Raw genomic sequence first — 25,144 nt, 5'->3', positions numbered from 1 at the left:
TCGCCGCCCGCACCGGGGCCCGGCTGAAGCTCGCCACGTGGATCAGCGGTCTCTACAACGCACGCCGGCTGCACAGCGCGTGCGGCTGGAAGAGGCCGATCGACTACGAACAGGACTACTGGGGCGGCTCCACCGAGGAACTGGCTGCATAAGAAGGTCTCCACAGAGCGAGGGGATTGACACTGTTGAGCGCCTCGTTCACGGCATTGTCGAAACAAGATCCGCCTCCACCCTCCCAGCACCCCGAAAGCACTCGACCGCAGTGGCGCGGCACTCGCACCGGGACCGGTCCCGGGCGCACTCGCGCATTCTGGATATCCGCGGCGGGTAAGGGCCCCGACGCATACGACTACGGGGGGAGCAGTCGCATGGAGAACGGTACGCACGGAGGGCACGACCCCGAGCGGGAGCCACAGCCGACGCGCCGGCCCGAGCCATCGCAGGGCCCGGCCCCCGCCCTGCCGCCACTGCGCTGGCCCGACGACCCTGCACCACCACCCCCGCCGACGGACGGACCGCAGGATCCCTGGGCCGCAGCCCTGGGAAACGCCTCCCTGCTCGGCCTCGGCTACTTCCGGCTCGGCCGGCGCGGCCTCGGCCTGGCCGCGCTGGCCCTGACGGTCGCACTGGTTTGGATGGTGGCCGCAGTGGCCAAGCCCTGGTGCGAGGTGCTCGCGGTGCTGTGCTGGATGGCTGTGACCGCGCACGGGTGGTACGCGGCGACCCGTGCGCCGGCCGGCCGCATCGTGCACATCGCCCGCCGAGTGAGTGCGGCAGCCGTGGCCGTCACAGTCATAGCTGTCATAGGCACGCTCAGGGCCGACGCCCTCGGCATCGAGAGCCGGGTCGCCGATGCCCACGCGGCCGGTGACTGCACACGAGTGGTGAAGGAACAGGACACGGTGTGGTTCGGCCACCGGGTGACGGGAGCCTCGGCGTCCGCACACGGCGATGAACTCGCCGCTGTCTGCGCCGATGTGAGGTCGGCAGACCGGGCGCTGAAGGCCGGCCTGGCCGGGGACACCGGGAAACTGCACGCGGGCTTCGAGCGTCTGGACGACGTCCTCGCCGACGACGCCAACGAGCCCGCGGCCAGGACCGTCCTCGACCGGTTCCTCGAAACGCTGCCGGACGGCGACCCGTGCGAGACGGCCACGGTCACCGACTGGCTGCTGACCGGCCGGGACTCCTACGGCAATCTCCTGGAGGAAGCTCCCGAGCGGGCCGCCGCCATCGCCCCGCAGTCGCTCCTCGAATGCGGCGACACCCACATGGACGCCCAGGAGTGGCAGGACGCGCAGGCCCGCTACCGGCAACTGCTCGACAAGTACCCCAAGGCCGAAGAGGCGGGCCCCGCCCGCAAGGGCGAGGTACAGGCCACCCGGGCAATCGAGCTGGACCACGTGCGCCAGCTCATCTCTGCGGAGACCCCCTCGTCGTCGCAGTACTGCTCCGCCCCCGCCAAGTACAGCGGCGCCGCCCCGTACCGCGAGGGTACGAACCGGGCGCTGTTCCTCGCCGACGACACCTCGTACCACGGAAAGCTGCCCGGCTCGTGGCGGACGGAAGACCCCAGCAAGGCCGTCCTCGTGGTCTGCGCGGGAGAGGCGACGTTCGGGACGGCGGTGCAGACCTGCACTTACGAGTACGGCCTGGGCTACGACAAGGCCATCGACGTCACCTTCCACAAGATCGCGATCCCGGTGAGGGTGTACGAGTTGCGCACCGGCAGGCTCGTCGCCGAGCGCAAGGTACAGATCGCCGGCTCCAGCTGCCCGGCAAAGATCCAGTACGAGAGCCTGATCGGCCTCGACACCGGTCCTGACGCCAAGCAGTACGTCAAGGAGTCCAAGTCGCACGTACAGGACGCGTTCCGGCCACTGATCATACGGTGACGGGCTTGCCCACGGGAGTTCGGCATGGAGCGGACCAAGGAAGGGCTTCAGCCCCACTACCTCGCCGGGGACCCGGACGCTCCCCACCTGTACAGCCGCCGGGAGGCACCGCGGTTGGACGGGCACCTTCAGCCACGTTCGCCCGACGGACCTCTTCCGGCAACCCGACACGAGTACCCGAGCGGTCGCGGGTGCGGCGCGGCTCGCTCCCGGGCGGGTGAGCCCCGCGGGCGGGTAGGTCTTCCGTGGGCCTCGTGGGCCTCGTGGGCCTCGTGGGCCGTCGGCTACCAGCCGCTGAGGTGGGGCACGGAGCCGGCGCCGACATCGGTCCCGTACTGCTCGGCGGCTTCGGCCATGCGCTCTCCGGCGGCCTTGCCGACAGGGGAGCCGATGCCCAGCTCCGCCGCCAGGTCGAAGGCGTGGCGCGGGTCCTTCAGATCGTGGCCGTACTCACCCCGGTCCTCGGCAGGGCCGTTCAGCGAGACCGAGGTGGCCGCCCCGTGCCGGGTGGACAGCGTCGCTCATTTTTCGGCTTCCATACTGGAATTCTATTAACCCCAACGGGTGGATCCAATTCAGATTGTCGGCGGCGGCACACAAGAATGACGAATCCCCCGCCGTTGGAGGTCCCGTGCCGCGCTCCGCCTCGTCCCCGTCGAACATGACCACCCTGGGGTGCGCTCTGTTCGCCACCCGTTGGCTCCAAGCCCCTTTGTATTTCGGCCTCGTGGCCGCGCAGGGGGTGTACGTCTACAAGTTCTTCAATGAGTTGTGGCACCTCATTCACCACGTCATCAGCGGGCACGCGGACGAGACGCACGTCATGCTCGCCGTCCTCAAGCTCGTCGACGTGGTGATGATCGCCAATCTGCTGATCATGGTGATCGTCGGGGGGTACGAGACCTTCGTCTCCCGCATCGGGCTGCAGGGGCACCGGGACCAGCCCGAGTGGCTGTCGCACGTCAACTCCAACGTGCTGAAGGTGAAGCTGGCCACCGCCATTGTGGGGATCTCCTCGGTGCACCTGCTCCAGATGTTCGTCGACGTGCACCACACGCCCCGGCACGACCTGCTCTGGGGGACGGTCATCCACATGGCGTTCATCGCCTCCGCGGCGATCCTGGCGTACATGTCCGGGCCCATGGCCGCGCACGAGACCAGGGTGCACGAGACGAAGGCGCCCGGGGCGAAGGAGGAACGGCAGGCGGTGGTCATTCCGGCGCAGCGGGACGGGGCGGCCGAGGGGGAGCGGAAGGGGCCGGAGGACCCCGAGACGGGGGCGGAGGAGCGGATCGAGGCGGCGGGGTTCCCGGCCCGCAAGGTGCTGGAGATGTTCGACGAGGGGCATCTGCGGGCCCCGGAGCCCCAGGTGATCGCCCGGCTGGGGAAGGTCGACTTCGTCGCGCGCAAGGCGAACGTGCTGTTGCTCGGCGGGCCGGGCACCGGCAAGACGCACCTGGCCGTCGGCCTGGGCGTACGGGCCTGCCAGGCCGGCCACCAGGTGCTGTTCGCCACCGCCGCCGAGTGGGGCGCCCGGCTCGCGGACGCCAAGGCCGCGGGGCGGCTGCGCAAGGAGCTGGCCCGGCTGGACGCGTATCCGGTGCTCATCGTGGACGAGGTCGGTTACGTGCCCTTCGAGCCCGAGGTGGCCCACCTCTTCTTCCAGCTCGTCTCGCACCGCTACGAGCGGTCCTCGCTGATCGTCACCAGCAACCGGCCGCTGGGGCGCTGGGACGAGGTGTTCGGCGACGCCGCGACGGCCTCCGCGACGGTGGACCGGCTGGCCCACCACGCGGAGGTCGTCACCCTCGACGGCGACAGCTACCGCACGCGGCGTCTGGACCTGACCGTCACTCGATGACGAGCTGGACCGGGATGTTGCCGCGCGTGGCCTTGGAGTAGGGGCAGTACGCGTGGGTCTTCTCCAGCAGGTCGCGGCCCGGCTCGCCCTGGAGGTGGTCCGGCAGCTCCACGCGCATCACGACCGCGAGGCCGAAGCCCCCGTCGGTGTCCTTGCCGATGCTGACCTCGGCGGTGACGGAAACGTCCTTGACGTCGATCTTCTCCTGGCGGCCTATCGCGCCCATCGCGCTCGCGAAGCACGCCGCGTACCCGGCGGCGAAAAGCTGCTCGGGGTTGGTGCCCCGGCCGTTGCCGCCGAGGGGCGTGGGGTGGGCGAGCGGCAGGTCGATGTGGCTGTCGGAGCTGACGGCGCGGCCTTCGCGGCCGTTGGCGGTGGCGACGGCGGTGTACAGGGCGTCCATGGGTCCTGTCCTCTCGGAGCGGGGTGTGGTGGGTACCGGTGGAGTATTGCGCGCTATTTAGTTGTGCGCAACTTAATCGTGCTCACGTACCCTGGAGCCATGGACACGCTCGGGACTGTGCGGGACGAGGACTTCCTCCGCCTCGACCACCAGATCTGCTTCTCGCTGCACGCCGCCACGCGCGCTTTCAACAGCGTCTACCGCACCGTGCTCAAGGACCTCGGCCTCACCTACCCCCAGTACCTGGTGATGCTGGTCCTCTGGGAGCACGGTGAACTGCCCGTCAAGCAGATCGGTGAGCACCTGCGGCTGGACTCCGGCACCCTGTCACCGCTGCTCAAGCGGCTGGAAGCGGCCGGGTACGTCGAGCGGCGGCGCAGCGCCGAGGACGAGCGGTCCGTCACCGTCCGGCCCACCCCCGCCGGGGCCGAGCTGCGGGAGCGGGCCGTGGGTGTACCGCGCCGGATCGCCGCCGCGACCGGGATGCCGCTGGAGGAGGTCCGCGAGCTGCGCGCCCGCCTCAACGAACTGGCCGCCGCCCTCGACGCCGCCGAGGCGGGCGCCCTGTCCGAGGACTGCGTCACGGAGCGGTGAACGTGCCGGGCGGCGGCCACGCCCGGTGGGTGGGGGCGTGGCCCCTCCGGGCTCGTCTTCTCGAGGCCGGCGGCCTTGGGCACGGGAAAAGGGGCCGTCACGGCGCCGCCAACCTCTGCGGGGCCGACCCCGCACGGCCCCACCCCGGTCGTCTTCCGGGTGCGGGTCCGGGTCAGACGATGCCTCGGATCACTCCCAGTTCCAGCAGGTCCTGGGGGCGTAGGCGGAGCTGTTCGGCCGTGTGCGGGGCGTCTTCGGGCGGGCGTTTGAGTATCGCCGCGGCCAGCTCCGGGGCGATCACCGAGAAGTAGCTGTCCGGCGTGGCCCAGGTGTTGCCCGGGGCGGCCAGTGCCAGCGCCCCGCCCGAGCCGCCTTCGCCGATCAAGAGCGTCGTGATGGCGACGCGGGCACCCGCTACGGCCGTGAACGCGTCCGCGATCGCGGCGCCCGCGCCCGCCCGTTCCGCCTCCGCGTCGTTCGCGGCGCCCGGTGTGTCGACCAGCGTCAGCACCGGGACGCCGAGCCGGTCCGCGAGCCGGATCACCCGGGCGGCCGTGCGGTAACCGGCCGGACGGGTCGCCGTGCCGCACTGCGCGACGTACGCCACCGCCCGCCCGTCGGCGCGGATCCCGAAGCCGCACAGCAGCCCCGGGTCCGTACCGCCGCAGCGGTCGCCGACGAGCGGCAGCCGGGTCGTGAAGTACGCGTCCAGGTACGCCTCCGCGCGGGGGCGGGCCGGGTGGCGGGCCTGGCGCACCGCGTCCCACCCGGTGGTGGGGAGCGGGGTGTCGGAGAGGGTGGACGGTGGCGGGGCCTGCTCGGCGGGGCTCGTCAGCGCGGTCAGCCAGCGGGTGACCGTCCCGCGCAGTTCCTCCGGGCGTACGACGGCGTCGACGTGCCCCGCCGCCAGCTGGCCCTCGGCCGTGTACGCGGCCGGGTCGGCGTCCGGCGGGCGAACCCGTGATCCGGCGAACCCGATCTGTGCCCCGGGCAGCGCCAGGATCACATCCGCGCCCGCCCCGACCGTCGCCCATCCGCCGCCGGTCGCCGGGTCGCGCAGCACGGCGATGTGCGGCAGCCCCGCCTCGCGGAGTCGCACCGTCGCGCGGGCCACCCGCTGGAGCTGGGTGAGCGCGACCATGCCCTCCTGCATGCGGCTGCCGCCCGTCGCTACGAGGGAGAGCAGGGGGACGCGTTCCTCGCGGGCGAGGCAGTACGCGTCCTCCAGGCGGTCACCGGCGCGCTCGCCCAGCGAGCCGCCGAGGAAGCCGAACTCGAAGGCGAGGACGGTGCAACGGTGTCCGCCGATGGTTGCCGTGCCGTACACGATCGACTCGTCCTCGCCCGTGCGGGCGGCGGCACGCGCGCGGGAAGCGCCGTAACCCTCCCAGGACAGCGGCCCGTCGGGCCCGCAGGGCCGGGCGGGTGGCGTGTGTTCCGTGAAGGAGTCCGTGACGAGCGCGATGACCTCGCGGGCGGAGCTGCGGTCAGCCATGGAGCGACCGCTTCATGATCTTTCCCATGTCGTTGCGGGGCAGGACATCGAGGTGTCGGACCGTCCGGGGGCGCTTGTGCGGTGCGAGTTGGGTGGCCACGTGGTCCGCGAGTTCGTCCGCCGGGGGTGGGTTGTCCGGGTCGGTGGGGACGATCCAGGCGACGATCCGTTCACCCAGGTCGGGGTCCGGTTCGCCGGTCACGGCCGCCTCCCGCACTCCCGGGTGGTCGAGGAGCGCGTTCTCGATCTCACCGGCGCCGATCTTGTACCCGCCGCTCTTGATCAGGTCGGTCGCCTTGCGTCCCACGATCCGTACCGACCCGTCCGCGTCCCGGACCGCCATGTCGCCGGTGCGGAACCAGGTCCCGTCGAACGCGGCGGCCGTGGCGTCCGGCCGGTTCAGGTAGCCGGTGAACAGGTTCGGCCCGCGCACCTGGATCTCGCCGATCGTCTCCCCGTCGTGGATCTCGGTACCGTCCTCTTCCACCAGGCGGAGGTCGACGCCGGGCAGCGGCACGCCGACGGAGCCGGGACGCGGGTCGGCGTCCACACGGACGGAGGTGTTCATGAGCGTCTCCGTCATGCCGTACCGCTCGATGACGCGCCGTCCGGTCAGCGCGGCGATCCGCTCGTGGTCGTGGACGGGCAGCGCCGCCGAGCCGGAGACCAGCAGCCGCGCGCCCGCCAGCGCCTTCGCCAATTGCGGGTCGTCCGTCAGGGCTTCGGCGAGGCGGTGGTACATCGTCGGGACGCCGAACAGCATCGTCCCGCCGCCCGCCAGCTCCCGCGCCACGCCGCCGGTGGTGAACCTGCCCAGGTGGCGCACCGACCCGCCGCGCCGCAACGGGCCCAGAACGCCCAGGACCAGCCCGTGGACGTGGAAGAGGGGCAGGGCGTGCACGAGGACGTCGTCGGACGTCCACGTCCAGGCGTCCGCCAGGGCGTCGAGCGTCGCGGCGATGGCCCGGCGGGGGAGGACGGCGCCCTTGGGCGGGCCGGTGGTGCCGGACGTGTAGACGACGAGCGCGGGGGCCTCCGGGTCCTGCGGCTCCGGCGGGGGCGGCGCGTCACCGCGGGTGAGGACGTCGGCTCGGGGCAGCGCCGCGAGGGCGGGGGGCAGTTCGTCGCCAGGTGCCGCCAGGACCAGCGCGGGGCGGCTGTCGGTGACGATGTGCGTCAGCTCGCGCTCGCCCGTCTTCGGGTTGAGCGGTACGGCCGGTACGCCGGCGAGCAGGGCGGCCACCACCGCGACGGCGGTCTCCAGCGTGGGCGTGGCCCACACGGCGACGCGCTCGGCCCCGGCCAGGCGGGCGGCCAACGAGCCTGCGGCGGCGCGCAGTTCGCCGTACGTCAGCGAGCGGTCCCCGAAGTGGAGCGCGGACCGTCCGGATCCGGCTTCCAGGGCCGGAAAGAGCGAACTCACTCGTCGTCCTCCTCGCATCGCAGCACATGGGCCCCGCCATTGTCCCCGGAGGTGCGCGGTTCTAGGACGTACGCATCCGCCCGTACGCGTAGACGCAGCCCGCGAGTGCCAGGTCGGACAGGAGCATGAAGCCGATGGAGTAGGAGTCCTTCGCGCTGTAGATCGCGCCCATGACGAGCGGCGGTACGAACCCGCCCAGGCCGCCCATCGCACCGACGATGCCGGTGGCGCTGCCCACCTGCGCCTGTGGCGTGACCTGCGCGACCAGCGCGAAGACGCTGCCGCTCGCGGTGCCGAGGCCCGCTGCCATGACGAGGAGCGCGACGGTGCCGCCCGGGTACAGGGGCGGGTCGAAGGCCTGCACGATCGCCAGCAGCGCGACCACGCCGAGCGCGCCAGCCGTCACCAGCGCGGGGTGGACGCGGTCGGACAGCCATCCGCCGATGGGCCGGAAGGCGACGGTGACGAGGGCGAAACCGGCCGCCTTCGTCCCGGCGTCGGTGGGCGACAGGTCGTACCAGCTCTTCAGGTAGGTCGGGAGGTAGACGCCGAACGCGACGATGCCGCCGAACCCGATCGCGTACAGCGCCGACAGCTCCCACGTCACGCGCAGCCGCCCGGCCCGGCCCAGGCGCGTGATCAGGGAGTCGGACGGAACGGGCCGGTCGGGGCGGTCGGTGATGAGAAGGGCGGCCAGCACGGCGTACGCGGCGAGCGCGACGGCGACGACGAGGAAGGGCAGCGTGGCGCCGTGCTCGGCGATCCGGGGCGTGAAGTAACCCGACAGGGCCACGCCGCCCATGCCCATGCCGAACACCCCGATCGCGAAGCCCCGCTTGGCGGGCGGGAACCACGAGTTGACGAGCGGGACACCGATCGCGAACGTCGTGCCGCCCAGCCCGAGGAGGAAGCCGACGGCGAGCATCGCGCCGTAGGAGCCCCTGGCCGGGATGAGGAGCAGTACGGGGACGATGGTGAGCGCCGAGACGGCCGGGAACATGAGCCTGGCGCCGTACCGGTCGGTCAGCGCGCCGACGGGGATCCGGCCGAGGGACCCGACGAGCACGGGCACGGCGACGAGCAGCGACTGCTGGAAGGAACTGAGGCCGAGCCGTTCCCGGTAGTCGCCGCCGAGCGGCGAGATCAGGTTCCACGCCCAGAAGGTGAGCGTGAACCCGACCGTCGCCACGACGAGGTTGCGGTACGCGGCGGTGGGGACCGCTGCCGGGGCGGCGGTGTCGTCGGTCTTCACGGCGGTGTCCACGAGACCAGTCAAGGCGGGGCGCGGTCCGGGTGCCGCGCGCTGCTGCGCCGAATGATGCGCTTCGGCGCTCACCGTCAGCCGGACGACGGCCCGGAGCGGGCTGTGCAGGGTCGCCCTCGCAGAGAATGGGGGAGGCGTCGGAAAGGCTCCCTTTCCGACGTACCCGAGGCCGCCGGCCTCGAGGAGGTGAGCCCGGAGGGGCCATGCCCCCCACCCACCGGCAGCAGACGACCCGCACGGCACCCGCGCGGGCCGGGCGACGCGTCGATCGGGTACACCGAGGATCACCTCGACGAGGCCGGTGGGGCCTTCCTGCCCAGGCTGCGTTGGTGCCCGGGAGGCTTCCGGCAGCAGACGACCCGCACGGCACCCGCGCCGTAGCCGCGTCAGCGCGGCGCCTGCCACGTGACCGTGGTGCCACGCGTGCCGTCGTCCCGCGTGCCGTCGTCGGTGACCGTCAGGCGGATGCCCGGACGGCCGTCCGGGAGGGCGGCCGTGGCGTCGACCTCGACGTCCACCGCCGTCAGCCCCTCGCGGCGGTGGGCCGCCGCCAGGGCGCCGCGCAGGGCGGCGAGGAGCCGGTCGGCCACCGGGCCGGTGACCAGGGTGTCCACCGCGCCGGTGAAGTGGACGGACGGCTGGAAGCCCAGCGGCACCGCCGCGCCGCCGGTTTCGCGCAGCACCCGGCCGCGGAAGGAGCGGGGCGCCTCGGCCGGGGGCTGCTGGAGCGCGAAGATGGCGGTGCGGACCTCCTGGATCGTGGAGTCCAGTTCGTCCACCGCCCGGCCCAGCAGGTCCGCGGCCGCGCCGGACGCCCGCCGCCGGGTGGACTCCAGCATCATCTCCGTGGCGAACAACCGCTGCACCACCAGGTCGTGCAGGTCACGCGCGATCCGGTCGCGGTCCTCGTACACCGCGAGCCGCTCCCGGTCGGCCTGCGCGTCCGCGAGGACCAGCGCGAGTGCGGCCTGGGAGGCGAACTGGGACGCGAGCAGCCGCTCCACCGCCGTGTACGGGCGGCCGCCGTGCCTGCGCGGCAGGGCGAGGGTGCCGATCAGCTTCCCGCCGCTCTGCAACGGCAGCATCATCGAGGGACCGAACCGGGCCCGTACGGGCGTCGTCATCCGGGGATCGGTGGCCGAGTCCTCGATGAACACCGGTTCGCCGCCCAGCAACTGGACCAGGACGGGCGAGCCCGGCGCGATCGTGGTGCCGATGAGGTCGCCCGGGTCGTGGGGCGTCGACGCGGCGACGATCTCCATCCCGCCCTCGCCGGTGGGCTGGAGGACCACGCCCGCCGACGCGTCGGCGAGCAGCCGGGCCCGTTCGGCCACGGTCGTCAGCGCGTCGGCCGCCGCCTCGCCGGTCAGCAGCGCCGTCGTCACGGCCGCCGCGCCCTCGATCCACCGCTCGCGCTGCCGGGCCGTCTCGTACAGCCGGGCGTTGCCGATCGCGATGCCCGCCTGTGAGGCGAGGACGCGCAGCGTCGCCAGGTCCTCCTCGGTGAACGGCCCGCCGCGCTTCCCGGCCAGCCAGAGGTGGCCGAACACCTCGGTGTGGACGCGGACCGGCACGCCGAGGCTTCCGGGCCCGTCGGGCAGCGGCTCCGCCTCGGTCGTGCCCACCGTGTACACGTCGGCCGGCCGGCCGCGGTCGGGGCCGGGGCCGACGACCGTGAGGGTGCCGATCCGCGCGTCGGTCAGTTCGGCGGCGGTCTCCACGAGGTGCTGGAGGGTGGTGCGCAGTTCGAGGTCGGTACCGACGTTCAGTACCGCTTCGAGCAGCGCCGGAAGCCCGCCCGCGGTCACCCCGGCGTCATCCCTGCGTCACCGGTCGTGTCTCCCGTCGCGTCACTCGGCTTCGGCGAGCGGGTTCAGTGTGAGGGGCTGGATGCGGCCCTCCAGCATGGCCCCGAGCCCCAGGACGGCGCAGATGTCGGGCCGTTCCGCGATGTGCACGGGCATCCCGGTGGCGTTGCGCAGCATCTGGTCCAGGCCGGGGAGCAGCGCGCTGCCGCCGACCATCATGATGCCGCGGTCGACCAGGTCGGCCACCAGGTCGGGCGGGCAGTCGCGCAGCACCTTGCCGATGCCGTCGAGCACGGCCGTCAGCGGGGTGTGCAGCGCCTGGCGTACGGCGGCGGTGTCGACGAGGACGGAGCGGGCCAGGCCCGTGGCGACGTCCCGCCCGTGGATCTCGGTGGACGCCGGGCCGTGCGGGGTGAGGCCGTTGCCGTGCAGGGCGAGCTGGAGGGGGCGTACGGACTGGCTGGGCAGCATCAGCTCGTGCTGGTGGCGCAGGTACTGGATGACGGCGTGGTCGATGGCGTTGCCGCCGACCGGGATGCGCTCGGCGGTGACGATCGCGCCGAGCGACAGCACGGCGACCTGGGTGGTGGCCGCCCCGCACACCAGGATCATGGTGGCGGTCGGCTGCTCGACGGGCAGCCCGCAGCCGACGGCCGCCGCGATCAGTGTGTCGACCAGCTCGACGCGGCGGGCACCGAGCCCGACGAGCGTCTCGATGGTGGCGCGCTGGGCGAGCGGGTCGCTGTCGTGCGGGGTGCAGGCGGCGGCGCGCAGCATCGGCTTGCGGCGCAGTTGGCGGCGGAGCTTCTCGCCGAGGAGGTGGCGCAGCATCCGCTGCGCCATGTCGATGTCGACGACGCTGCCGCCGGAGACGGGGCGTACGACGCGGATGTAATCGGGGGTGCGGCCGGTCATCTTCTCCGCGAACTCGCCGACGGCGATCAGCGCGCCGGTACGCGTATTGACGGCGGCGACGCTCGGCTCGTCGACGACGAGTCCGACACCCTTGACGAAGACCCGGGTCCTGGCGGCCCCCAGGTCGACGGCGACGTGGCAGCGGCGCAACTGCTCGAGACTGACGGTCACGGTGCGGATCCTCCCAGGAGCGGTACGTCCTCGCATCGTGCGTTCGCGGGGCGCGCGGCGCGCGCCGGGGGAGCTGACGGGGTGACAGACAGCGGCCGAAGGAGCTACCTGGCGCGCCACCTACAGCAGGCGCTGGAGCAGCCCCCAGGTGAACTCCGCCACGACCGGCGCGCCGTCGGGCGGCGTGAACGCCAGCCGCCACCGGGTGGGTGCGCTGCCCTCCAGCGGGCGGGCCGGCGGGAAGGCGCGGGCCACCTCGTCGACGGTGCAGCTCCAGGGGCGCAGGTCGGCGACCGTACGCAGGTCGGGGCCGGGCGCTCCGGGGGCCCGGACGAGCCACTCGTTCCACACCGGGCCGCCCCCGGGTGCCACCAGCACCTCGAAGCGGAGGCCGGGCCAGAGCGGCACCGGCCACAGCAGGGCGTCGCACTCCAGGTCGCCGATGGTGCGGCGGGCCCGGGACGCGGGCTCGCCGAGCACGGAGCGGTAGCGGGCGAGCGTGCCGCGGGACCTGGGGGAACGGGTCATGGCCTGCCAGCGGCGGTTGGCCTCCCGCATGTCGGCGATCGACACGCCCAGTTCGCGGCGGGCGTCCTCGACGAGGCCAGGCTGGTGGTCGGCCATCCGGCGCAGCAGGACGAGCTGGAAGTCCAGGGGGCCAAATGGGGCGGAGGGGGTGCCGGAGGCTCTCATGCCGACATCCTGCCCGTTCCGCATGAAACGAGCGGGCGCGCCGGGCGTTGGCCGTTTCCACACAGGATCCTCACAGGTGCGGGTACCTGTGGTGTGTGGGGGCCGCATACTCTGCGGGCGCCATGGATTATTGCCACCAGTGTCAGCGGCACCTCAACGGGGCCCTGGCCTGTGCCGGGTGCGGTACGCCTGTCGAGGAGCTCCGGCACGACGACGCGCACGTGTCCGCGGCGGACCACGTCTACGAGCTGGACCGGGACGAGGAGCATCCGCCCGCGGGGCCTCGCCGTGCGCGTGGGCAGGAGCGCCGGGCGCAGCCCGCCTCCCGGCGGTCCCGCCCGGCCGGGCGCAGGGCCCGCAAGCGGCGGGGGCGCAAGCTGCTGATCGGGCTGGTGGCGCTGATCCTGGCGGCCGGTCTGCTGAGCCTGGCCGAGCTGGCGATCGAGCACCCCGGCGAGGACGGTGCCGCCACCGCCGTACAGGAGGAGGACGCGGTCCTACCGGAGCCGCCGCCCGAGCAGCCGGAGGGTTCCGGCCGGCCGGACGCCCCGAGCCCGGTGGACGAACCGGTGGCGGAGACCTCCGCGTCGGGCGGCCCCGAGGACGGCCCGGGCGCCGGCGAGGTGGAGTCCGGCGCCCCGTCGGGCGTGCCCGGCACGTCCGCCTCCGCGCGCTCGGGCGAGCCGGGCACCGGTCCCTCGGCCCCGCGGCCGTCGGGCGACCCGGAGGAGCCGGGCGCGCCGGACGCCCCGGCCCCGGACGATTCCGCCCCGGCGGACCCGCCTCCGGACAACCCCGGCAAACCTGACAATCCCGACAATCCGGACGAGCCGGCGCCCGACGAGCCGGCCCCCAACGATCCGCCTCCCTCGGAACCCTCCCCGGACCCGACCCCGACCGAGTCCTGCGACTGGTTCCTCTGGTGGTGCGTGTAGGCCCCCGTCCGGGGTTCCGTCACGCCTCCCCCAGCATGCGGCGCAGCAGGTCGCGCAGGGCCGTCCGTTCCTCCTCCGAGAGGGCGGCCAGCGGCTCGCGGGCGAAGTCCAGGGCCTCCCGCAGGCGCCGGGCCGTCGCGCGGCCCTCGTCCGTCGCCGCGGCGATCTTCACCCGGCGGTCCGCCGGGTCCGGGCGGCGTTCCACCAGGCCGCGCGCCTCCAGGCGATCCACGATGCCCGTCACGTTCGACGGCTCGCACCGCAGCGACTGCGCGATGCGGCGCATCGGTGTCGGCTCCAGAGTGAGGAGCCCCAGGACGCGTGCCTGTGCGCCGGTCAGGGAGTGCTGCGCGGCGGCCTGCTCGTACTCCTCGTGGTAGCGGGCCACCACCGTGCCGATGAGCTCGACCACTTCGAGGGTGAGCGGGTCTGTGCGTCTGCTGGCCATGTGGATCAGGATACCCACTTACTTGACAACCTGAAATATCCAGGCGCATGGTTGTTTCAGGTAGTGAAGTAAATGTATGAGCAAATCCAGGAGGCACGCCGCATGTCCGCTCTTCCCGCGTCCGGCCGCGAATGGCACCTCGTCGCCCGCCCGCACGGCTGGCCCAAGCCCGAGGACTTCGCCCTCCGTGAGGCGCCCGTCGCCGAGCCGGCCGAGGGCCGGATCCTCGTCCGCAACCTGCACTTCTCGGTCGACCCGTACATGCGCGGCCGGATGAACGACGTGAAGTCCTACGTACCCCCGTTCCAGCTCGACCACCCCATGGACGGCGGCGCCGTCGGTGAGGTCATCGCCTCGAACGCCGAGGGCTTCGCGGTCGGCGACCACGTCCTGCACGGCCTCGGCTGGCGCGAGTACGCCGACGTCAACGCCAAGCACGCCACCAAGGTCGACGCCTCCCTCGCCCCCCTCTCCGCCTACCTCGGCGTCCTCGGCATGACCGGCCTCACCGCCTACGCCGGGCTCTTCGACGTCGCGTCCTTCAAGGAGGGCGACGTCGTCTTCGTCTCCGGCGCGGCCGGTGCGGTCGGCAGCCAGGTCGGCCAGATGGCGAAGCTCAAGGGCGCCTCCCGGGTCATCGGCTCGGCCGGCTCGGACGAGAAGGTCGCGCTCCTCACCGAGGAGTACGGCTTCGACGCCGCCTTCAACTACAAGAACGGCCCCGTCTCCGCCCAGCTCAAGGAAGCCGCCCCGGACGGCATCGACGTCTACTTCGACAACGTCGGCGGCGAGCACCTGGAGGCCGCGATCTCCTCCTTCAACGTGCACGGCCGCGCCACCATCTGCGGCATGATCGCCCAGTACAACAGCACCGAGCCGACCCCCGCCCCGCGCAACCTCGCCCTGGTCATCGGCAAGCGGCTGCGCCTGCAGGGCATGCTGGTGGGCGACCACGCCGCCCTCCAGCCGCAGTTCGTCAAGGAGGTCGCCGGCTGGCTGGCCTCCGGCGAGCTCAAGTACAAGGAGACCGTCGTCGAGGGCATGGAGAACGGCGTCGAGGCGTTCCTGGGCATGCTGCGCGGCGAGAACACCGGAAAGATGATCGTCTCGCTCACCCGATAGGCTCACCTCCAGCCCGCCGCGATCGTGGGCGCGAGTCGCGGCGCATCACAGGAGGAAACCTCTACATGTCGATCCAGCAGTCCGACGTCCTGTACACCGCCGTCGCCACCGCCGAGAACGGGCGTGACGGCCGCGTCGCCACCAACGACGGCAAGCTCGACGTCGTCGTGAACCCGCCCAAGGAGATGGGCGGGTCCGGCGAGGGCACCAACCCCGAGCAGCTGTTCGCCGCCGGTTACAGCGCCTGCTTCCAGGGCGCGCTCGGTGTCGTCGCCCGCCAGGAGGGCGCCGACATCTCCGGCTCGACGGTCACCGCCGAGGTCGGTATCGGCAAGAACGCCGAGGGCTTCGGCATCATCGTCAAGATCTCGGCGAAGATCCCGAACGTGAGCGCCGCCACCGCCAAGGAGCTCATCGAGAAGGCCCACCAGGTCTGCCCGTACTCCAAGGCCACCCGTGGCAACATCACGGTCGACCTCGACGTCGCCTGATCACGCGCCCGCGTACGCGTCCGTACGTGTGCCGGAGGGCCGCACCCGCCCAGGGTGCGGCCCTCCGGCCGTATCACCGCTGCAGCGCCCGCGCCGCCGCATGCACCGCCCGCGCCAGGCGGACGTTCTCCGGCGCCGCGCCGCCCGGGAAGGCGTACCGGCGGCGCGTGTACCCGTACGCCAGGCCCGACCGCGGATCCGCGAACGCCTGCGAGCCGCTCGCCCCGCTGTGGCCGAACGATCCGATGCCCAGGAACGGGTACAGGGACGTCATGTCCTGGAAGCCCAGCCCGAACGACTTGTGCTGCCCCGACACCAGGTCGTGGCCCACCGAGTGGACCTGGGCGAACCGCGCCGCCGTGTCCGGCTTCAGCAGCGGCGCCCGCCCGTCCGTCCCGCTGATCGCCGCCGCGTACATCCCGGCCAGCCCGCGCGCCGACGCCACACCGCCGTACGAGGCCGGCCCCTTGGCGCGCACCGGCCGCGAGTTCAGCACCGTCTCGATGTCGGTGGGCTGCTCACCGTTGCGGTTGAACGCGATCGACATCAGCGTGCCCGGCACGTCCGGCACCGCCCACGAGTCGATCTCCGCCTGCTGCTCCGGCGTCGGGTCCATCGGCCGCACCGAGCGGAAACGCGGCTCGTGCTCCTCCGGCAGCCCCAGGTGGAAGTCCAGCGCGTAGGGGGCGCGGATCCGCTCCTCGTACAGCTCGTGCAGCGTCCGCCCGGTCGCCCGGAACACCACCTCACCGGTCAGCGCCCCGATGACGTACGCGTGGTAGCCGAAGGCCGCGCCGGGGCGCCAGTACGGCCGCTGCCCCGCCAGCCGCGCGGCGATCATCCGGTCGTCGGCCAGCTCCTCGGAGGTGAAGCCGTCGTCCGCGCCGACCACGCCCGCGCGGTGGGCCAGCAGCTCGCGCAGCGTCACCGCGCCCTTGCCGCCCGCGGCGAACTCCGGCCAGTAGTGCGCCACCTCCCGGTCCAAATCCAGCGTCCCGTCCTGCACGAGCAGCGCCACCACCAGGTGCGCGGCGCCCTTCGTGGAGGAGTAGACCGCGTACAGGGTGTCGCCGTCCGTGTCGGGCCCCGCCCACAGGTCGACGACCTTCCGCCCATGTATGTACGCGGTCAACTGTGCCGAATGGTCGGGTCTCTCTCCGGCCGCCACGGCGGCGAATTCCTCCCGGACCACCTCAAAACCCTCGGCGACGGTCCCCTGAACGGCCTGCTGGTCCGACATCCGCGCTCCCTCGTATCCATGGTCGTCTCGGATGATCAAGCAGCCCACCGGCCCGTGAAATTCCCCGCCGTGCCCCGATAGGGTGACCCCATGCGTGATCTCGGGGTGGGCTTCGGTTATCTGATGAAGGGCCAGCGCTGGGTCGGCCGGCACGGCCGGTGGTTCGGGTTCGGGCTGCTGCCCGGCCTGGTCACCCTGGTGCTGTACGCGGGTGCGCTGGTCGGTCTGGCGTACGGCGCTGACGACCTGACCGCGTGGGCGACGCCCTTCGCGGACGACTGGTCCTCGCCCTGGCAGGGCGTCTTCCGCGGCTTCCTGACCGCGCTGCTCTTCGCCTTCGGCCTGTTCCTGGCCGTGGTCACCTTCACCGCCGTGACCCTCCTGGTCGGACAGCCCTTCTACGAGTCGCTCTCCGAAGAGGTCGACCGCACCGAGGGCGGCGACGTGCCCCGGTCCGGGCTGCCGCTCTGGCGCGAACTGTGGATCTCCGCCCGCGACAGCGTGCGCATCCTCGTACGCGTCGCGCTGTACGGGATCGTCCTCTTCGCGCTCGGCTTCATCCCCGTCGTCGGCCAGACCGTCGTCCCCGTGCTCGGCTTCTGCGTCTCCGGCTTCTTCCTGGCGGAGGAACTCACGGCGGTGGCGCTCCAGCGGCGCCGCGTCGAGCTCAAGGAGCGCCTCGCGATGCTGCGAGGCCGCCGCATGCTCACGCTGGGCTTCGGCGTCCCGCTGACCCTCGCCTTCCTGGTGCCGTTCGTCGCCGTCTTCCTGATGCCGGGCGCCGTCGCGGGCGCGACGCTGATGGTCCGCGACCTGGAGGCACCGCAGGAGCCGCCCGTGGAGGTGGACCGCAAGGCGGGGAGCGCCCCGTATGCCTGAGCTGTTCGCCGTGGCCGTCATCACGGTCCTCGCGGTCATCAGCCCGGGCGCCGACTTCGCGATGGTCGTACGCAACAGCTACCTCTACGGCCGTACGACCGGCCTCTTCGCCGCCGCGGGAGTCGCGGCGGGCGTACTCGTCCACGTCACGTACACGATGCTGGGTGTGGGCCTGCTGATCGCCGCGAACACCGCGCTGTTCACGGCGATCAAGCTGGTCGGCGCGGCCTATCTCGTCTACATCGGCCTGCGGACGTTCTTCTCCCGCGCGGACGTGACGGTCGACCTGGAGAGCAAGCAGACCCTGTCCCGGTGGGGCGCGCTGCGCACCGGCTTCCTGACGAACGTACTGAACCCCAAGACCACGCTGTTCGTGGTCTCCACCTTCACCCAGGTCGTCGGCCCCGACACGGCCCGCTGGCAGCAGGGCGCCTACGGCCTGTTCATGTCCCTCGCCCACCTTCTCTGGTTCGGCCTGGTCGCGCTCTTCTTCTCCCACTCACGGCTGCGTACGTCGATGCTGCGCGCCCAGAAGACCCTCAATCGCGCCATCGGCGCGACGCTGATGGGCCTGGGGATCACCCTGGGCGTGACGTGACGGCCCGCGACGGCTGAATCCGGCCGTCTCGTTCCGCAAGGCCATCCCGTCGGGGAAAGTTGGGCATAAAGAGCGGGACGACGACGGCGCCGGTCGGCATTCCTCGCGGGAGGAACAGCTGGGATGAGCACGGCTGGGACGAACACGGCCAGGAACACGGCTGGGATCAACGCAGCGGGTACGGCCGGAGAGCCGTTGTACCTGGAACCGCGACTGGAGCGGCGGTCGGCCGCCCTCCTGGAGTCGGGCGGCCCGTTCCTGCACGCCCTGGTGGACGCGCTGGGCTCGCCCCTCAACATCGTGCTGCCGGACCAGATCGCGCGGAACGTGGAACGCTTCCGCTCCGTCTTCCGCCACCACCGGCTCACCGGCCGGATCTTCTTCGCGCACAAGGCGAACCGCTCCAGCGCGCTGGTCCGGCGGCTCGTCACCACGGACGCCGCCCTGGACGCCGCGTCGCTCGGCGAGCTGCAGCACGCCCTCGCGTCCGGCTGGACCGGCGACCGGATCATGACGACCGGGCCCAAGGACCCGGAGTTCCTGTGGCTGGCCGCCCGCACCGGGGCGGTCGTCAACGCCGACGGGCCGGATGAGGTGGAACAGGCCGCCGCTCTCGTCCGCGCGTACGACCTGCCGCGTCTGCGTGCCGTGCTGCGGCTGTCCGAGTTCGAGACGTCCGGCACCACCCTGCTGTCCCGCCGCAGCCGCTTCGGCACCCCGGCGCGGTCCCTGAAGGACCTGCTCGACACCGTCGACCGGCACCGGGACGCGGTGGAGCCGATCGGCGTCGGTTACCACCTCGACACCACCAGCCTGGACGAGAAGGCGACGGCGCTCGAAGGGTGCCTGCGCGCCATGGAGGAGATGCGGGCACGCGGCTTCTCCCCGCGCGCCGTCGACGTCGGAGGCGGCTTCGGCATCAGCTACCTGGCCCACGCCGAGCAGTGGGCCCGCTACACCACCGAGCTCACCCACGCGGTCATGGGCCGCCGCCCGCCCATGACCTGGGGCGGCCACGGCTACGGGCTCCGCATGGAGAGCGGCACCCTCAAGGGCTCCCTGAGCCTCTACCCGGCCCACCGCCCGCTCGCCGGCGCCGACTACCTCGACGCGCTGCTGTCGCGCCCCGCCCCGGCCCTGGGCGGCCGCCCCCTGGGCACCCTGCTCCTGGAGAGCCTCCACGACCTGTACGTCGAGCCCGGCCGGGCGCTCGTGGACCAGTGCGGGCTCACCCTCGGCAGGGTGCTGGACGTACGGCACACGGACACGGGCCCGGACACAGGCCCGGACACGGGCTCAGGCATGGGCACGGGCTCGGGCGGCCACCTGGTGCGCCTGGCGATGAACGCCGGCGACGTCGGCCTGGAGGACCACGGCGTCCTCATGGACCCCGTCCTCCTGCCCCGCGACGGCACGCCGGCCCGTGGGGACGGGGCGGCCGTGTACCTCATGGGCAACCTCTGCCTGGAGGCCGACCTGATCACCCGCCGCGCCGTCCACCTGCCCCGGCTGCCGCGCCCCGGCGACCTCCTCGCCTTCCCCAACACGGCCGGCTACTGCATGGACTTCGGCGCCACCCACGCCCAGCGGCAGCCCGTCGCCCGCAAAGTCGCCGTTCACCGGGAAGGGGAGTCCTGGCACTGGTGCCTCGACGAGCAGTACTGGCCGATCACACGACCGGGGGGACAGCGCACATGAGGTACGACAGCATCACCGACGCCATCGGCAACACCCCGCTGGTGCGCATCGACCCCGACGTACACGGTCTGCGCAGCATCGACCTCTACGCCAAGCTGGAGATGCTCAACCCCTTCGGCTCCCTGAAGGACCGGGCCGCGTGGAACATGGCCCGCGGGGGCCTCGCCGCCGCCAAGGAGCGCGGCGAGACGGTCGTCGAACTGTCCAGCGGCAACACCGCCAAGGCCCTCGCCCTCATCGCGGGCCTGCACGGACTGCCGTTCAAGAGCGTCACCAACCGGATGCGCATCCCCGAGATCAAGGACCTGCTCCTCCTGCTGGGCGCCGAGATCGAGGAGCTGCCGGGGCGGTCCGAGTGCCTCGACCCCACCGACACCGACGACCCGCTGACCCTCTTCCACCAGCGGCTGAACCGGCCCGGCAGCGCCCACTTCCACACCGACCAGTACTTCAACGCCCGCAACACCGAGGCCCACGCCTCCGGCACCGGCCCGGAGATCATCGCCGACCTGGACGGCCGGGCCCCGGACTGGTTCATCGCCTGCGTGGGCACCGCCGGATCGTCCACCGGCGTCGCCAGGGCACTGCGCGCCCACGACCCGTCGGTGAACGTCGTCGGGCTCGTCGGCGGGAAGAGCGACTTCATTCCCGGCATCCGCACCGCCGACGAGGTGCAGGAGGTCGGCCTGTTCGACCCGGCGACGTACGACACGATCGAGGCGGTGAGCGCCGACGAGGCCATCGACGGGATGGTGACCCTGCTGCGCCGCTGCGGCCTGCTCGCCGGCCCGACCGGCGGAGCCGCGTACTACGGCGCGGTACGCCACCTCCGGCCGCTCGACGCGGAGCTGACGGAGCGCCGGACGGCCGTCTTCATCGTCTGCGACCGGGTGGAGAGCTATCTCGGGTACGTACGCGAGCGCCGCCCCGAGCTGCTGGGGCGGCCGCCGGTGAAGAACTCGGTGGCCACGCTCACCGACACCGAGGCCCGCACGGCCACCGTCATCGACGTCGCCGAGGCCCAGAAGTGGATCGCCGAGGAGCGCCCGCTGGTGATCGACCTGCGCGGCCCGTTCGCGTACGCGGCGCTGCACATCGACGGCTCGGTCAGCATCGTCGACGAGCTGTTCGACGAACTCCTGCGGGGCGGCCTGCCCTTCGGCAAGCGGCAGCCGGTGCTGCTGGCGTGCCCGGTGGGGGAGAAGTCGGCCCGGTACGCCGCCCTGCTGACGCGCATGGGCCACCCCGACGTCCGCAGCCTGGCCGGGGGCATCGTCGCCTGGCGGGACGCGGGCGCGCCGCTGGTGCGTGACTGAGGTGGCGGACGCCGTCAAGGAGCTGGGGACCTGGCAGCGGGCGCTGCGCGCCCAGTTCCCCATCGTCGTCGGCCACCCGGACCTGGCGTACCTGGACAGCGCGGCCACCGCGCAGAAGCCGCGGGCCGTGCTGGACGCCGTACAGCACTACCTGACCACCTCCAACGCCAACGCGGGCCGGGGCTCCTACCCCTGGGCCAACGCCACCACCGCGCTGGTGGAGGACGCCCGCGAGCGGGTCAAGCGGTTCCTGGGCGATCCGGATCCGGACCAGTCGGCCGTGCACTTCACCAGCGGGACGACGGAGGGGCTGCGCACGGTCGCGCGGGACTGGCTGCCACAGCTGCTGGCCGGCGGGGACGAGATCGTCGTCCCGTTCCACGACCACCAGGCGAACCTGTCGCCGTGGCTGGAGGCCCAGGAGCTGCTGGCCCGCCAGGGTGTCGGCATCCGGGTCCGGGAGCTGCCGTACCAGGCGTCCTCCGGCGACTACGACCCGGCCGCGCTCGCCGCCATCGTCGGTCCGCGCACCCGTTTCGTGGCCGCCACGCACGTCCACCACGTGTACGGCGGCGACATGAACGTGCACCGGATCCGCCGGGCCGTCGGGCCGGACGTACCGATCTGCCTGGACGCCGCGCAGAGCGTGGGGCACCTGCCGGTGTCGGTGGCCGGCCTGGACGTGGACTTCGTGGTGTTCTCCGGCCACAAGGCGCTCGCCCTGCCGGGCACGGGCGCGGTGTGGGCCCGCCGGCGGCGCGGTCCCGACTTCCGGCCCGGCGGGTGGCAGGGCACCCCCAACACGGTCGGCATCGCCTCGCTCGTGGCGGCCCTGGACTGGCTGGACGCCGCCGGGACCGACCGGATGGAGCGCTGGACCGTGGCGCTCACCTCCCTCCTGACGGACGGGCTCAGCCGCATGGCGGACACCTACGAGGTCCTGGGCTGCCGCACCAGCCTGGCGGCCGACTCCGACGTGCAGCGGCGCCGGAGCCTGGTCACCTTCCGGCACCGGGCGATCGACGCCCACGACCTGGGCTTCATCCTCTTCAGCCACGGGTTCATGGTGCGCTCCGACGGACACTGCCAGGCCGGGAGAGGCGAGAGGGACGGCTCCGTACGCGTCAGTCTCCATGTGCACAACACACCCGAAGAGATCGAAAGGCTCCTCACCGCGCTCGCTAATCTGCAATGATTTTCAATAGCAGAAGCGGGGCACGTGGTGCGGAGGGACACGGGTGGCTATGGGTGTGAACGCGGTGACGGCCGCGCGATGGGTGGAGCGCTGGGAGGACCAGCAACAGCGGTACGCGGTCGACCGCGAGGAGAGCTTCACCGTCATCGCGGACGTGGTCGAGCATGTGACGCGCGGCCAGTCCGGGCCACCGCTCGTCCTCGACCTGGGGAGCGGGCCGGGCTCCCTGGCGGCGCGGCTGGCCGGCCGCCTCCCGGGCGCCGAGGTGCTGGCCGTCGACGGCGACCCGCTCCTGCTGGAGCTGGGCAGCACGTACTACGGTTCCGCCCTCCGTTACGTCGAGGCGATGATCGGCGAGCCGGGCTGGCTCGACGCCCTCGCCCTGGACCGCCCGGTGGACGCGGCCGTGTCCACGACGGCCCTGCACTACCTGGACCGCCGCACCCTGTACGAGGTCTACCGCGACCTGGCCGGGCGGCTGCGCCCGGGCGGCGTCCTCGTCAACGGCGACCACATCAGCCCGGACTCCCCGAAGGTGTCCGAGCTGGCCGTCGACATCGGCCGCCGCCACGCCGAGCGGCACCTGACGTTCAGCCACGACGACTGGCAGTCCTGGTGGTCGGGCGCCGCCTCCGACCCGGAGCTGGCCCGCTTCCTCGGCCGGCGCGGGGGCCACCGGCACCCGCGCTGCGAGGGCAACGACCTGACCATCTCCAGCCACCTGGACCTGCTGCGCGAGGCCGGGTTCGCGCAGGTGGGCGTGGTCTGGCAGTACGGCCACAGCCACATCCTGGCCGCCGTCCGCTGACCTACGTGCCGGACGCCGCCACCGCGATGACGGCCCTGACCTGGGCGGTGATGTCCGCCCGGTTGCGCAGGAACTCCGGGTCCGTCACCGCGTCCGTGTTCCCCGCGCCGAACCGCAGCACCGGCGTGTGCACATGCCCGCCCGGCAGGTCCACCAGGCCCAGCCGGCCGCGCAGCAGTGTGGCGCGGTACGCGATCTCGTTGGACAGGTAGTCCCCGCCGCCGCCCGCGCGGGCCGCCGAGCCCGGCGTCGGGCCGTCGGGGCGGACCACCGGGGCCGTGCCGCCCGCCGGGATCTCGGTCACCGACGTGTTGTCGTACACCGGGAACGGGCCCGTGTCCGCCGCGACGATCTTCGCGTACGGGAGTGTCGTCGCCGTCCACTGCGGCTGCGACGCCGGGTCGGCGACCGGTACGAGGCCACGCTCGGACACGTTCTGGTTGTCGCCGAACCCGCCGCGCCAGGCCCCGTTGAAGCGCTCGATGTCGAAGCGGCCCACCCGTCCCTGGCTCACCGTCGTGAAGGCGTCCACGCGCGGCAGGTGCGGCGCCAGGGTCCGCTCCACCTCGCCGTCCGCGAAGTCGGCCCATCGCACCGGGAACACCGCCGTCTCCACCCGGGCGAGCTCCCCGTCGGCCGTCCGGATCAGCGTCCCGTCCAGCGCCAGCGCCGCCGCGCCCGACGGGTTGCTGATCCGGACGTCCCGGTCCAGTGTGAACGGGTCGAACCCGGTCATCAGCACCCGCTTGACGCCCTTGCCCGAGGGGTAACGGATGGCGTCCTGGCCGCGCGAGGAGGTCTCCAGCCGGTCCAGCAGCCGCGCTCGCGCCTCCGGCGACAGTGCGAAGTCCGGCTCCCAGGCGCGCAGTTCGCGGGTCATGGCCAGCCGCGCCCAGTACAAGGGCCGGTCGTCGTCCCGGCTCAGGTCACCCCGCGCCGGCCCCCGCCCCTGCGCCCGGTCCACCGCCCGCTGCCACAGCCGCGAGGCGTGCCGTACGACGGCCCGCTCGGCCGCCGCGTACGACCCGGCCCCGGTCAGCGCGTCGGCGAACTCGGGTGCCACCGTGCCGAATCCGCTGCGTGTGAGGATCTCCCGCGGTACGGCCCGGTCGAGGCGGGCCTCCTCGACGGTGGGCTCCGCGGGCGGCGCCGCGTGGGTGGCCGGAGCCGTGGAGACCGTCAGCGCGGCGAGCGCGGCAACGAGCGTCGTACGCGACCGTATTCGTGACACAGGCGCAGCCTTCCGTAGGGGTGCCGGAACGCTACCGCGCCCCCAACAGCCGCAGGAAGTCCCGGAAAGCGGCCGGCATGTCCACCGCGTCCTGATCCAGCAGCCACTGGTACTGGAGCCCGTCCATCACGGCCGTCACCAGCGGCGCCGCCTGTTCCGGCGTCAGCCCGCCGGGCAGCCGGTCGCCGTACTCCGCCCGCAGGGCGCTCGCCATCTCGGCCCGCACCTGGGCGTACCGGCGGGTGAAGAAGTCCCGCGCCGGGTGATCCTCCGTCACGCTCTCGCCGAGCAGCGCCGAGAAGGTCTGCACGATGCCCGGCCGCATCGCGTTGTACTCGACGAGCGAGACCAGCAGGTCGGGCCGCCAGCCTTCGCGCGCACCGCTCCCGCCCGTGTCCCACTGGTCGCGCTCCTCCAGGACCGCGACGAGCAGCGCCTCCTTGGTGGGGAAGTGGTGCAGGAGTCCCTGCTGGGTCAGGCCGACCCGCTCGGCGACCGCGCCGAGCGACGCGCCCCGGTAGCCGCGCTCGGCGATCACTTCGAGGGCCGCGCGCACGATCTCCGCACGCCGTTCCTCACTCCTGGCCCTGGCCGCTGCCATCCTCGTACTCCGTTCCTCAGGTAACGGAAAGATAACGAAACCTACCGCACTACAGGTAGT

General features: G+C 72.6%; 23 protein-coding genes. 12 read left to right on the top strand and 11 right to left on the bottom strand.

Going from position 1 to position 25,144, the window contains the following annotated elements:
• Positions 1 to 368 precede the first annotated feature (368 nt).
• Both BKD26_RS09180 and istB read left to right on the top strand, forming a co-directional pair.
• Positions 369 to 1,895 carry a hypothetical protein gene (locus tag BKD26_RS09180; protein WP_084897318.1) on the top strand — a complete coding sequence of 509 codons (1,527 nt, stop codon included), beginning with the start codon at positions 369 to 371 and terminating at the stop codon, positions 1,893 to 1,895.
• A 661-nt stretch (positions 1,896 to 2,556) separates the two neighbouring features.
• Positions 2,557 to 3,756, top strand: a complete 1,200-nt coding sequence (gene istB, locus BKD26_RS41985) for an IS21-like element helper ATPase IstB (RefSeq protein ID WP_107417809.1) — start codon at positions 2,557 to 2,559, stop codon at positions 3,754 to 3,756.
• Here the strand turns inward: istB and BKD26_RS09170 are convergent.
• On the bottom strand, positions 3,746 to 4,159 hold the full coding sequence (locus BKD26_RS09170; RefSeq protein WP_084897316.1) for an organic hydroperoxide resistance protein: 414 nt from the start codon (positions 4,157 to 4,159) through the stop codon (positions 3,746 to 3,748). The two genes, istB and BKD26_RS09170, sit on opposite strands and share 11 nt — an antisense overlap.
• 99 nt (positions 4,160 to 4,258) lie before the next feature.
• Between BKD26_RS09170 and BKD26_RS09165 the strand changes: the two genes are divergently transcribed.
• Entirely contained in the window at positions 4,259 to 4,753 is a 495-nt protein-coding gene (locus tag BKD26_RS09165) for a MarR family transcriptional regulator (protein WP_073751669.1), read from the top strand.
• Between the two features lie 172 nt (positions 4,754 to 4,925).
• Here the strand turns inward: BKD26_RS09165 and BKD26_RS09160 are convergent, their stop codons facing one another.
• The 6 genes from BKD26_RS09160 to BKD26_RS09135 all read right to left on the bottom strand — a co-directional run bounded on the left by BKD26_RS09160 (position 4,926) and on the right by BKD26_RS09135 (position 12,522).
• Positions 4,926 to 6,248, bottom strand: coding sequence for a carboxyl transferase domain-containing protein (locus BKD26_RS09160; RefSeq protein WP_084897315.1), 1,323 nt, complete (start codon positions 6,246 to 6,248; stop codon positions 4,926 to 4,928).
• The gene (locus BKD26_RS09155) at positions 6,241 to 7,671 is read right to left on the bottom strand and encodes an acyl-CoA synthetase (RefSeq protein WP_084897314.1); all 1,431 of its coding nucleotides are present in this window, start codon (positions 7,669 to 7,671) and stop codon (positions 6,241 to 6,243) included. The genes BKD26_RS09160 and BKD26_RS09155 overlap by 8 nt, the downstream gene beginning before the upstream one ends.
• A 61-nt stretch (positions 7,672 to 7,732) precedes the next feature.
• A complete protein-coding gene (locus BKD26_RS09150; RefSeq protein ID WP_084897313.1) occupies positions 7,733 to 8,935 on the bottom strand; it encodes an MFS transporter in 1,203 nt (400 codons plus the stop codon).
• A 386-nt stretch (positions 8,936 to 9,321) separates the two neighbouring features.
• The gene (locus BKD26_RS09145) at positions 9,322 to 10,743 is read right to left on the bottom strand and encodes a GAF domain-containing protein (protein WP_084897312.1); all 1,422 of its coding nucleotides are present in this window, start codon (positions 10,741 to 10,743) and stop codon (positions 9,322 to 9,324) included.
• A 42-nt stretch (positions 10,744 to 10,785) separates the two neighbouring features.
• Positions 10,786 to 11,829: a rod shape-determining protein gene (locus BKD26_RS09140; RefSeq protein ID WP_084897311.1), complete on the bottom strand. Its 1,044-nt coding sequence runs from the start codon at positions 11,827 to 11,829 to the stop codon at positions 10,786 to 10,788.
• Between the two features lie 120 nt (positions 11,830 to 11,949).
• On the bottom strand, positions 11,950 to 12,522 hold the full coding sequence (locus BKD26_RS09135) for a hypothetical protein (RefSeq protein WP_084897310.1): 573 nt from the start codon (positions 12,520 to 12,522) through the stop codon (positions 11,950 to 11,952).
• 122 nt (positions 12,523 to 12,644) lie between these two features.
• Here BKD26_RS09135 and BKD26_RS09130 point away from each other — a divergent pair, with 122 nt between their 5' ends.
• Positions 12,645 to 13,457 (top strand): hypothetical protein, encoded by an 813-nt coding sequence (locus tag BKD26_RS09130; RefSeq protein WP_143662625.1) that lies wholly within the window; start codon positions 12,645 to 12,647, stop codon positions 13,455 to 13,457.
• Between the two features lie 19 nt (positions 13,458 to 13,476).
• Here BKD26_RS09130 and BKD26_RS09125 read toward each other — a convergent pair whose 3' ends face one another.
• Complete coding sequence (locus tag BKD26_RS09125; RefSeq protein ID WP_084897403.1) at positions 13,477 to 13,905, bottom strand: MarR family transcriptional regulator; 429 nt, start codon at positions 13,903 to 13,905, stop codon at positions 13,477 to 13,479.
• A gap of 102 nt (positions 13,906 to 14,007) precedes the next feature.
• Here BKD26_RS09125 and BKD26_RS09120 point away from each other — a divergent pair, with 102 nt between their 5' ends.
• Together BKD26_RS09120 and BKD26_RS09115 are read left to right on the top strand one after the other, a co-directional pair.
• Positions 14,008 to 15,027: an NADP-dependent oxidoreductase gene (locus BKD26_RS09120; RefSeq protein ID WP_084897308.1), complete on the top strand. Its 1,020-nt coding sequence runs from the start codon at positions 14,008 to 14,010 to the stop codon at positions 15,025 to 15,027.
• A 65-nt stretch (positions 15,028 to 15,092) separates the two neighbouring features.
• A complete protein-coding gene (locus BKD26_RS09115; protein ID WP_073751683.1) occupies positions 15,093 to 15,518 on the top strand; it encodes an organic hydroperoxide resistance protein in 426 nt (141 codons plus the stop codon).
• Between the two features lie 73 nt (positions 15,519 to 15,591).
• Here the strand turns inward: BKD26_RS09115 and BKD26_RS09110 are convergent, their stop codons facing one another.
• Complete coding sequence (locus BKD26_RS09110) at positions 15,592 to 16,758, bottom strand: serine hydrolase domain-containing protein (protein WP_084897307.1); 1,167 nt, start codon at positions 16,756 to 16,758, stop codon at positions 15,592 to 15,594.
• 90 nt (positions 16,759 to 16,848) lie between these two features.
• On the opposite strand from BKD26_RS09110, the gene BKD26_RS09105 reads away from it, so the two are divergent.
• From BKD26_RS09105 to BKD26_RS09080, 6 genes are all read left to right on the top strand, one after another.
• On the top strand, positions 16,849 to 17,637 hold the full coding sequence (locus BKD26_RS09105; protein ID WP_084897306.1) for an EI24 domain-containing protein: 789 nt from the start codon (positions 16,849 to 16,851) through the stop codon (positions 17,635 to 17,637).
• On the top strand, positions 17,630 to 18,235 hold the full coding sequence (locus tag BKD26_RS09100; RefSeq protein ID WP_084897305.1) for a LysE family transporter: 606 nt from the start codon (positions 17,630 to 17,632) through the stop codon (positions 18,233 to 18,235). Before BKD26_RS09105 ends, BKD26_RS09100 begins: the two co-directional genes overlap by 8 nt.
• Before the next feature lie 123 nt (positions 18,236 to 18,358).
• Entirely contained in the window at positions 18,359 to 19,933 is a 1,575-nt protein-coding gene (locus BKD26_RS09095) for a hypothetical protein (RefSeq protein WP_084897304.1), read from the top strand.
• Complete coding sequence (locus BKD26_RS09090; RefSeq protein WP_084897303.1) at positions 19,930 to 21,249, top strand: pyridoxal-phosphate dependent enzyme; 1,320 nt, start codon at positions 19,930 to 19,932, stop codon at positions 21,247 to 21,249. The genes BKD26_RS09095 and BKD26_RS09090 overlap by 4 nt, the downstream gene beginning before the upstream one ends.
• Entirely contained in the window at positions 21,242 to 22,444 is a 1,203-nt protein-coding gene (locus BKD26_RS09085; protein ID WP_241518581.1) for an aminotransferase class V-fold PLP-dependent enzyme, read from the top strand. The genes BKD26_RS09090 and BKD26_RS09085 overlap by 8 nt, the downstream gene beginning before the upstream one ends.
• 49 nt (positions 22,445 to 22,493) lie before the next feature.
• Complete coding sequence (locus BKD26_RS09080; protein ID WP_084897302.1) at positions 22,494 to 23,252, top strand: class I SAM-dependent methyltransferase; 759 nt, start codon at positions 22,494 to 22,496, stop codon at positions 23,250 to 23,252.
• 1 nt (position 23,253) lies between these two features.
• Here BKD26_RS09080 and BKD26_RS09075 read toward each other — a convergent pair whose 3' ends face one another.
• Both BKD26_RS09075 and BKD26_RS09070 read right to left on the bottom strand, forming a co-directional pair.
• Positions 23,254 to 24,483: a pyroglutamyl peptidase gene (locus tag BKD26_RS09075; RefSeq protein WP_084897301.1), complete on the bottom strand. Its 1,230-nt coding sequence runs from the start codon at positions 24,481 to 24,483 to the stop codon at positions 23,254 to 23,256.
• Between the two features lie 31 nt (positions 24,484 to 24,514).
• A complete protein-coding gene (locus BKD26_RS09070) occupies positions 24,515 to 25,084 on the bottom strand; it encodes a TetR/AcrR family transcriptional regulator (RefSeq protein ID WP_084897300.1) in 570 nt (189 codons plus the stop codon).
• Positions 25,085 to 25,144: the final 60 nt, after the last annotated feature.

The sequence above is a fragment of the Streptomyces sp. CB03238 genome (genome assembly GCF_002099185.1).
Classification (GTDB): Bacteria; Actinomycetota; Actinomycetes; order Streptomycetales; family Streptomycetaceae; genus Streptomyces.
This window is presented reverse-complemented; position numbering and strand designations above follow the sequence as displayed.

What these genes read in the sequence shown, in the direction of transcription:
- BKD26_RS09135 (WP_084897310.1), bottom strand. Translation starts at nt 12,522, where the DNA reads ATGAGAGCCTCCGGCACCCCCTCCGCCCCATTTGGCCCCCTGGACTTC.
- BKD26_RS09090 (WP_084897303.1), top strand. Translation starts at nt 19,930, where the DNA reads ATGAGGTACGACAGCATCACCGACGCCATCGGCAACACCCCGCTGGTG.
- BKD26_RS09170 (WP_084897316.1), bottom strand. Translation starts at nt 4,159, where the DNA reads ATGGACGCCCTGTACACCGCCGTCGCCACCGCCAACGGCCGCGAAGGC.
- BKD26_RS09165 (WP_073751669.1), top strand. Translation starts at nt 4,259, where the DNA reads ATGGACACGCTCGGGACTGTGCGGGACGAGGACTTCCTCCGCCTCGAC.
- BKD26_RS09180 (WP_084897318.1), top strand. Translation starts at nt 369, where the DNA reads ATGGAGAACGGTACGCACGGAGGGCACGACCCCGAGCGGGAGCCACAG.
- BKD26_RS09130 (WP_143662625.1), top strand. Translation starts at nt 12,645, where the DNA reads ATGGATTATTGCCACCAGTGTCAGCGGCACCTCAACGGGGCCCTGGCC.
- BKD26_RS09095 (WP_084897304.1), top strand. Translation starts at nt 18,359, where the DNA reads ATGAGCACGGCTGGGACGAACACGGCCAGGAACACGGCTGGGATCAAC.
- BKD26_RS09115 (WP_073751683.1), top strand. Translation starts at nt 15,093, where the DNA reads ATGTCGATCCAGCAGTCCGACGTCCTGTACACCGCCGTCGCCACCGCC.
- BKD26_RS09120 (WP_084897308.1), top strand. Translation starts at nt 14,008, where the DNA reads ATGTCCGCTCTTCCCGCGTCCGGCCGCGAATGGCACCTCGTCGCCCGC.
- BKD26_RS09160 (WP_084897315.1), bottom strand. Translation starts at nt 6,248, where the DNA reads ATGGCTGACCGCAGCTCCGCCCGCGAGGTCATCGCGCTCGTCACGGAC.
- BKD26_RS09070 (WP_084897300.1), bottom strand. Translation starts at nt 25,084, where the DNA reads ATGGCAGCGGCCAGGGCCAGGAGTGAGGAACGGCGTGCGGAGATCGTG.
- istB (WP_107417809.1), top strand. Translation starts at nt 2,557, where the DNA reads ATGACCACCCTGGGGTGCGCTCTGTTCGCCACCCGTTGGCTCCAAGCC.
- BKD26_RS09125 (WP_084897403.1), bottom strand. Translation starts at nt 13,905, where the DNA reads ATGGCCAGCAGACGCACAGACCCGCTCACCCTCGAAGTGGTCGAGCTC.
- BKD26_RS09110 (WP_084897307.1), bottom strand. Translation starts at nt 16,758, where the DNA reads ATGTCGGACCAGCAGGCCGTTCAGGGGACCGTCGCCGAGGGTTTTGAG.
- BKD26_RS09080 (WP_084897302.1), top strand. Translation starts at nt 22,494, where the DNA reads ATGGGTGTGAACGCGGTGACGGCCGCGCGATGGGTGGAGCGCTGGGAG.
- BKD26_RS09105 (WP_084897306.1), top strand. Translation starts at nt 16,849, where the DNA reads ATGCGTGATCTCGGGGTGGGCTTCGGTTATCTGATGAAGGGCCAGCGC.
- BKD26_RS09100 (WP_084897305.1), top strand. Translation starts at nt 17,630, where the DNA reads ATGCCTGAGCTGTTCGCCGTGGCCGTCATCACGGTCCTCGCGGTCATC.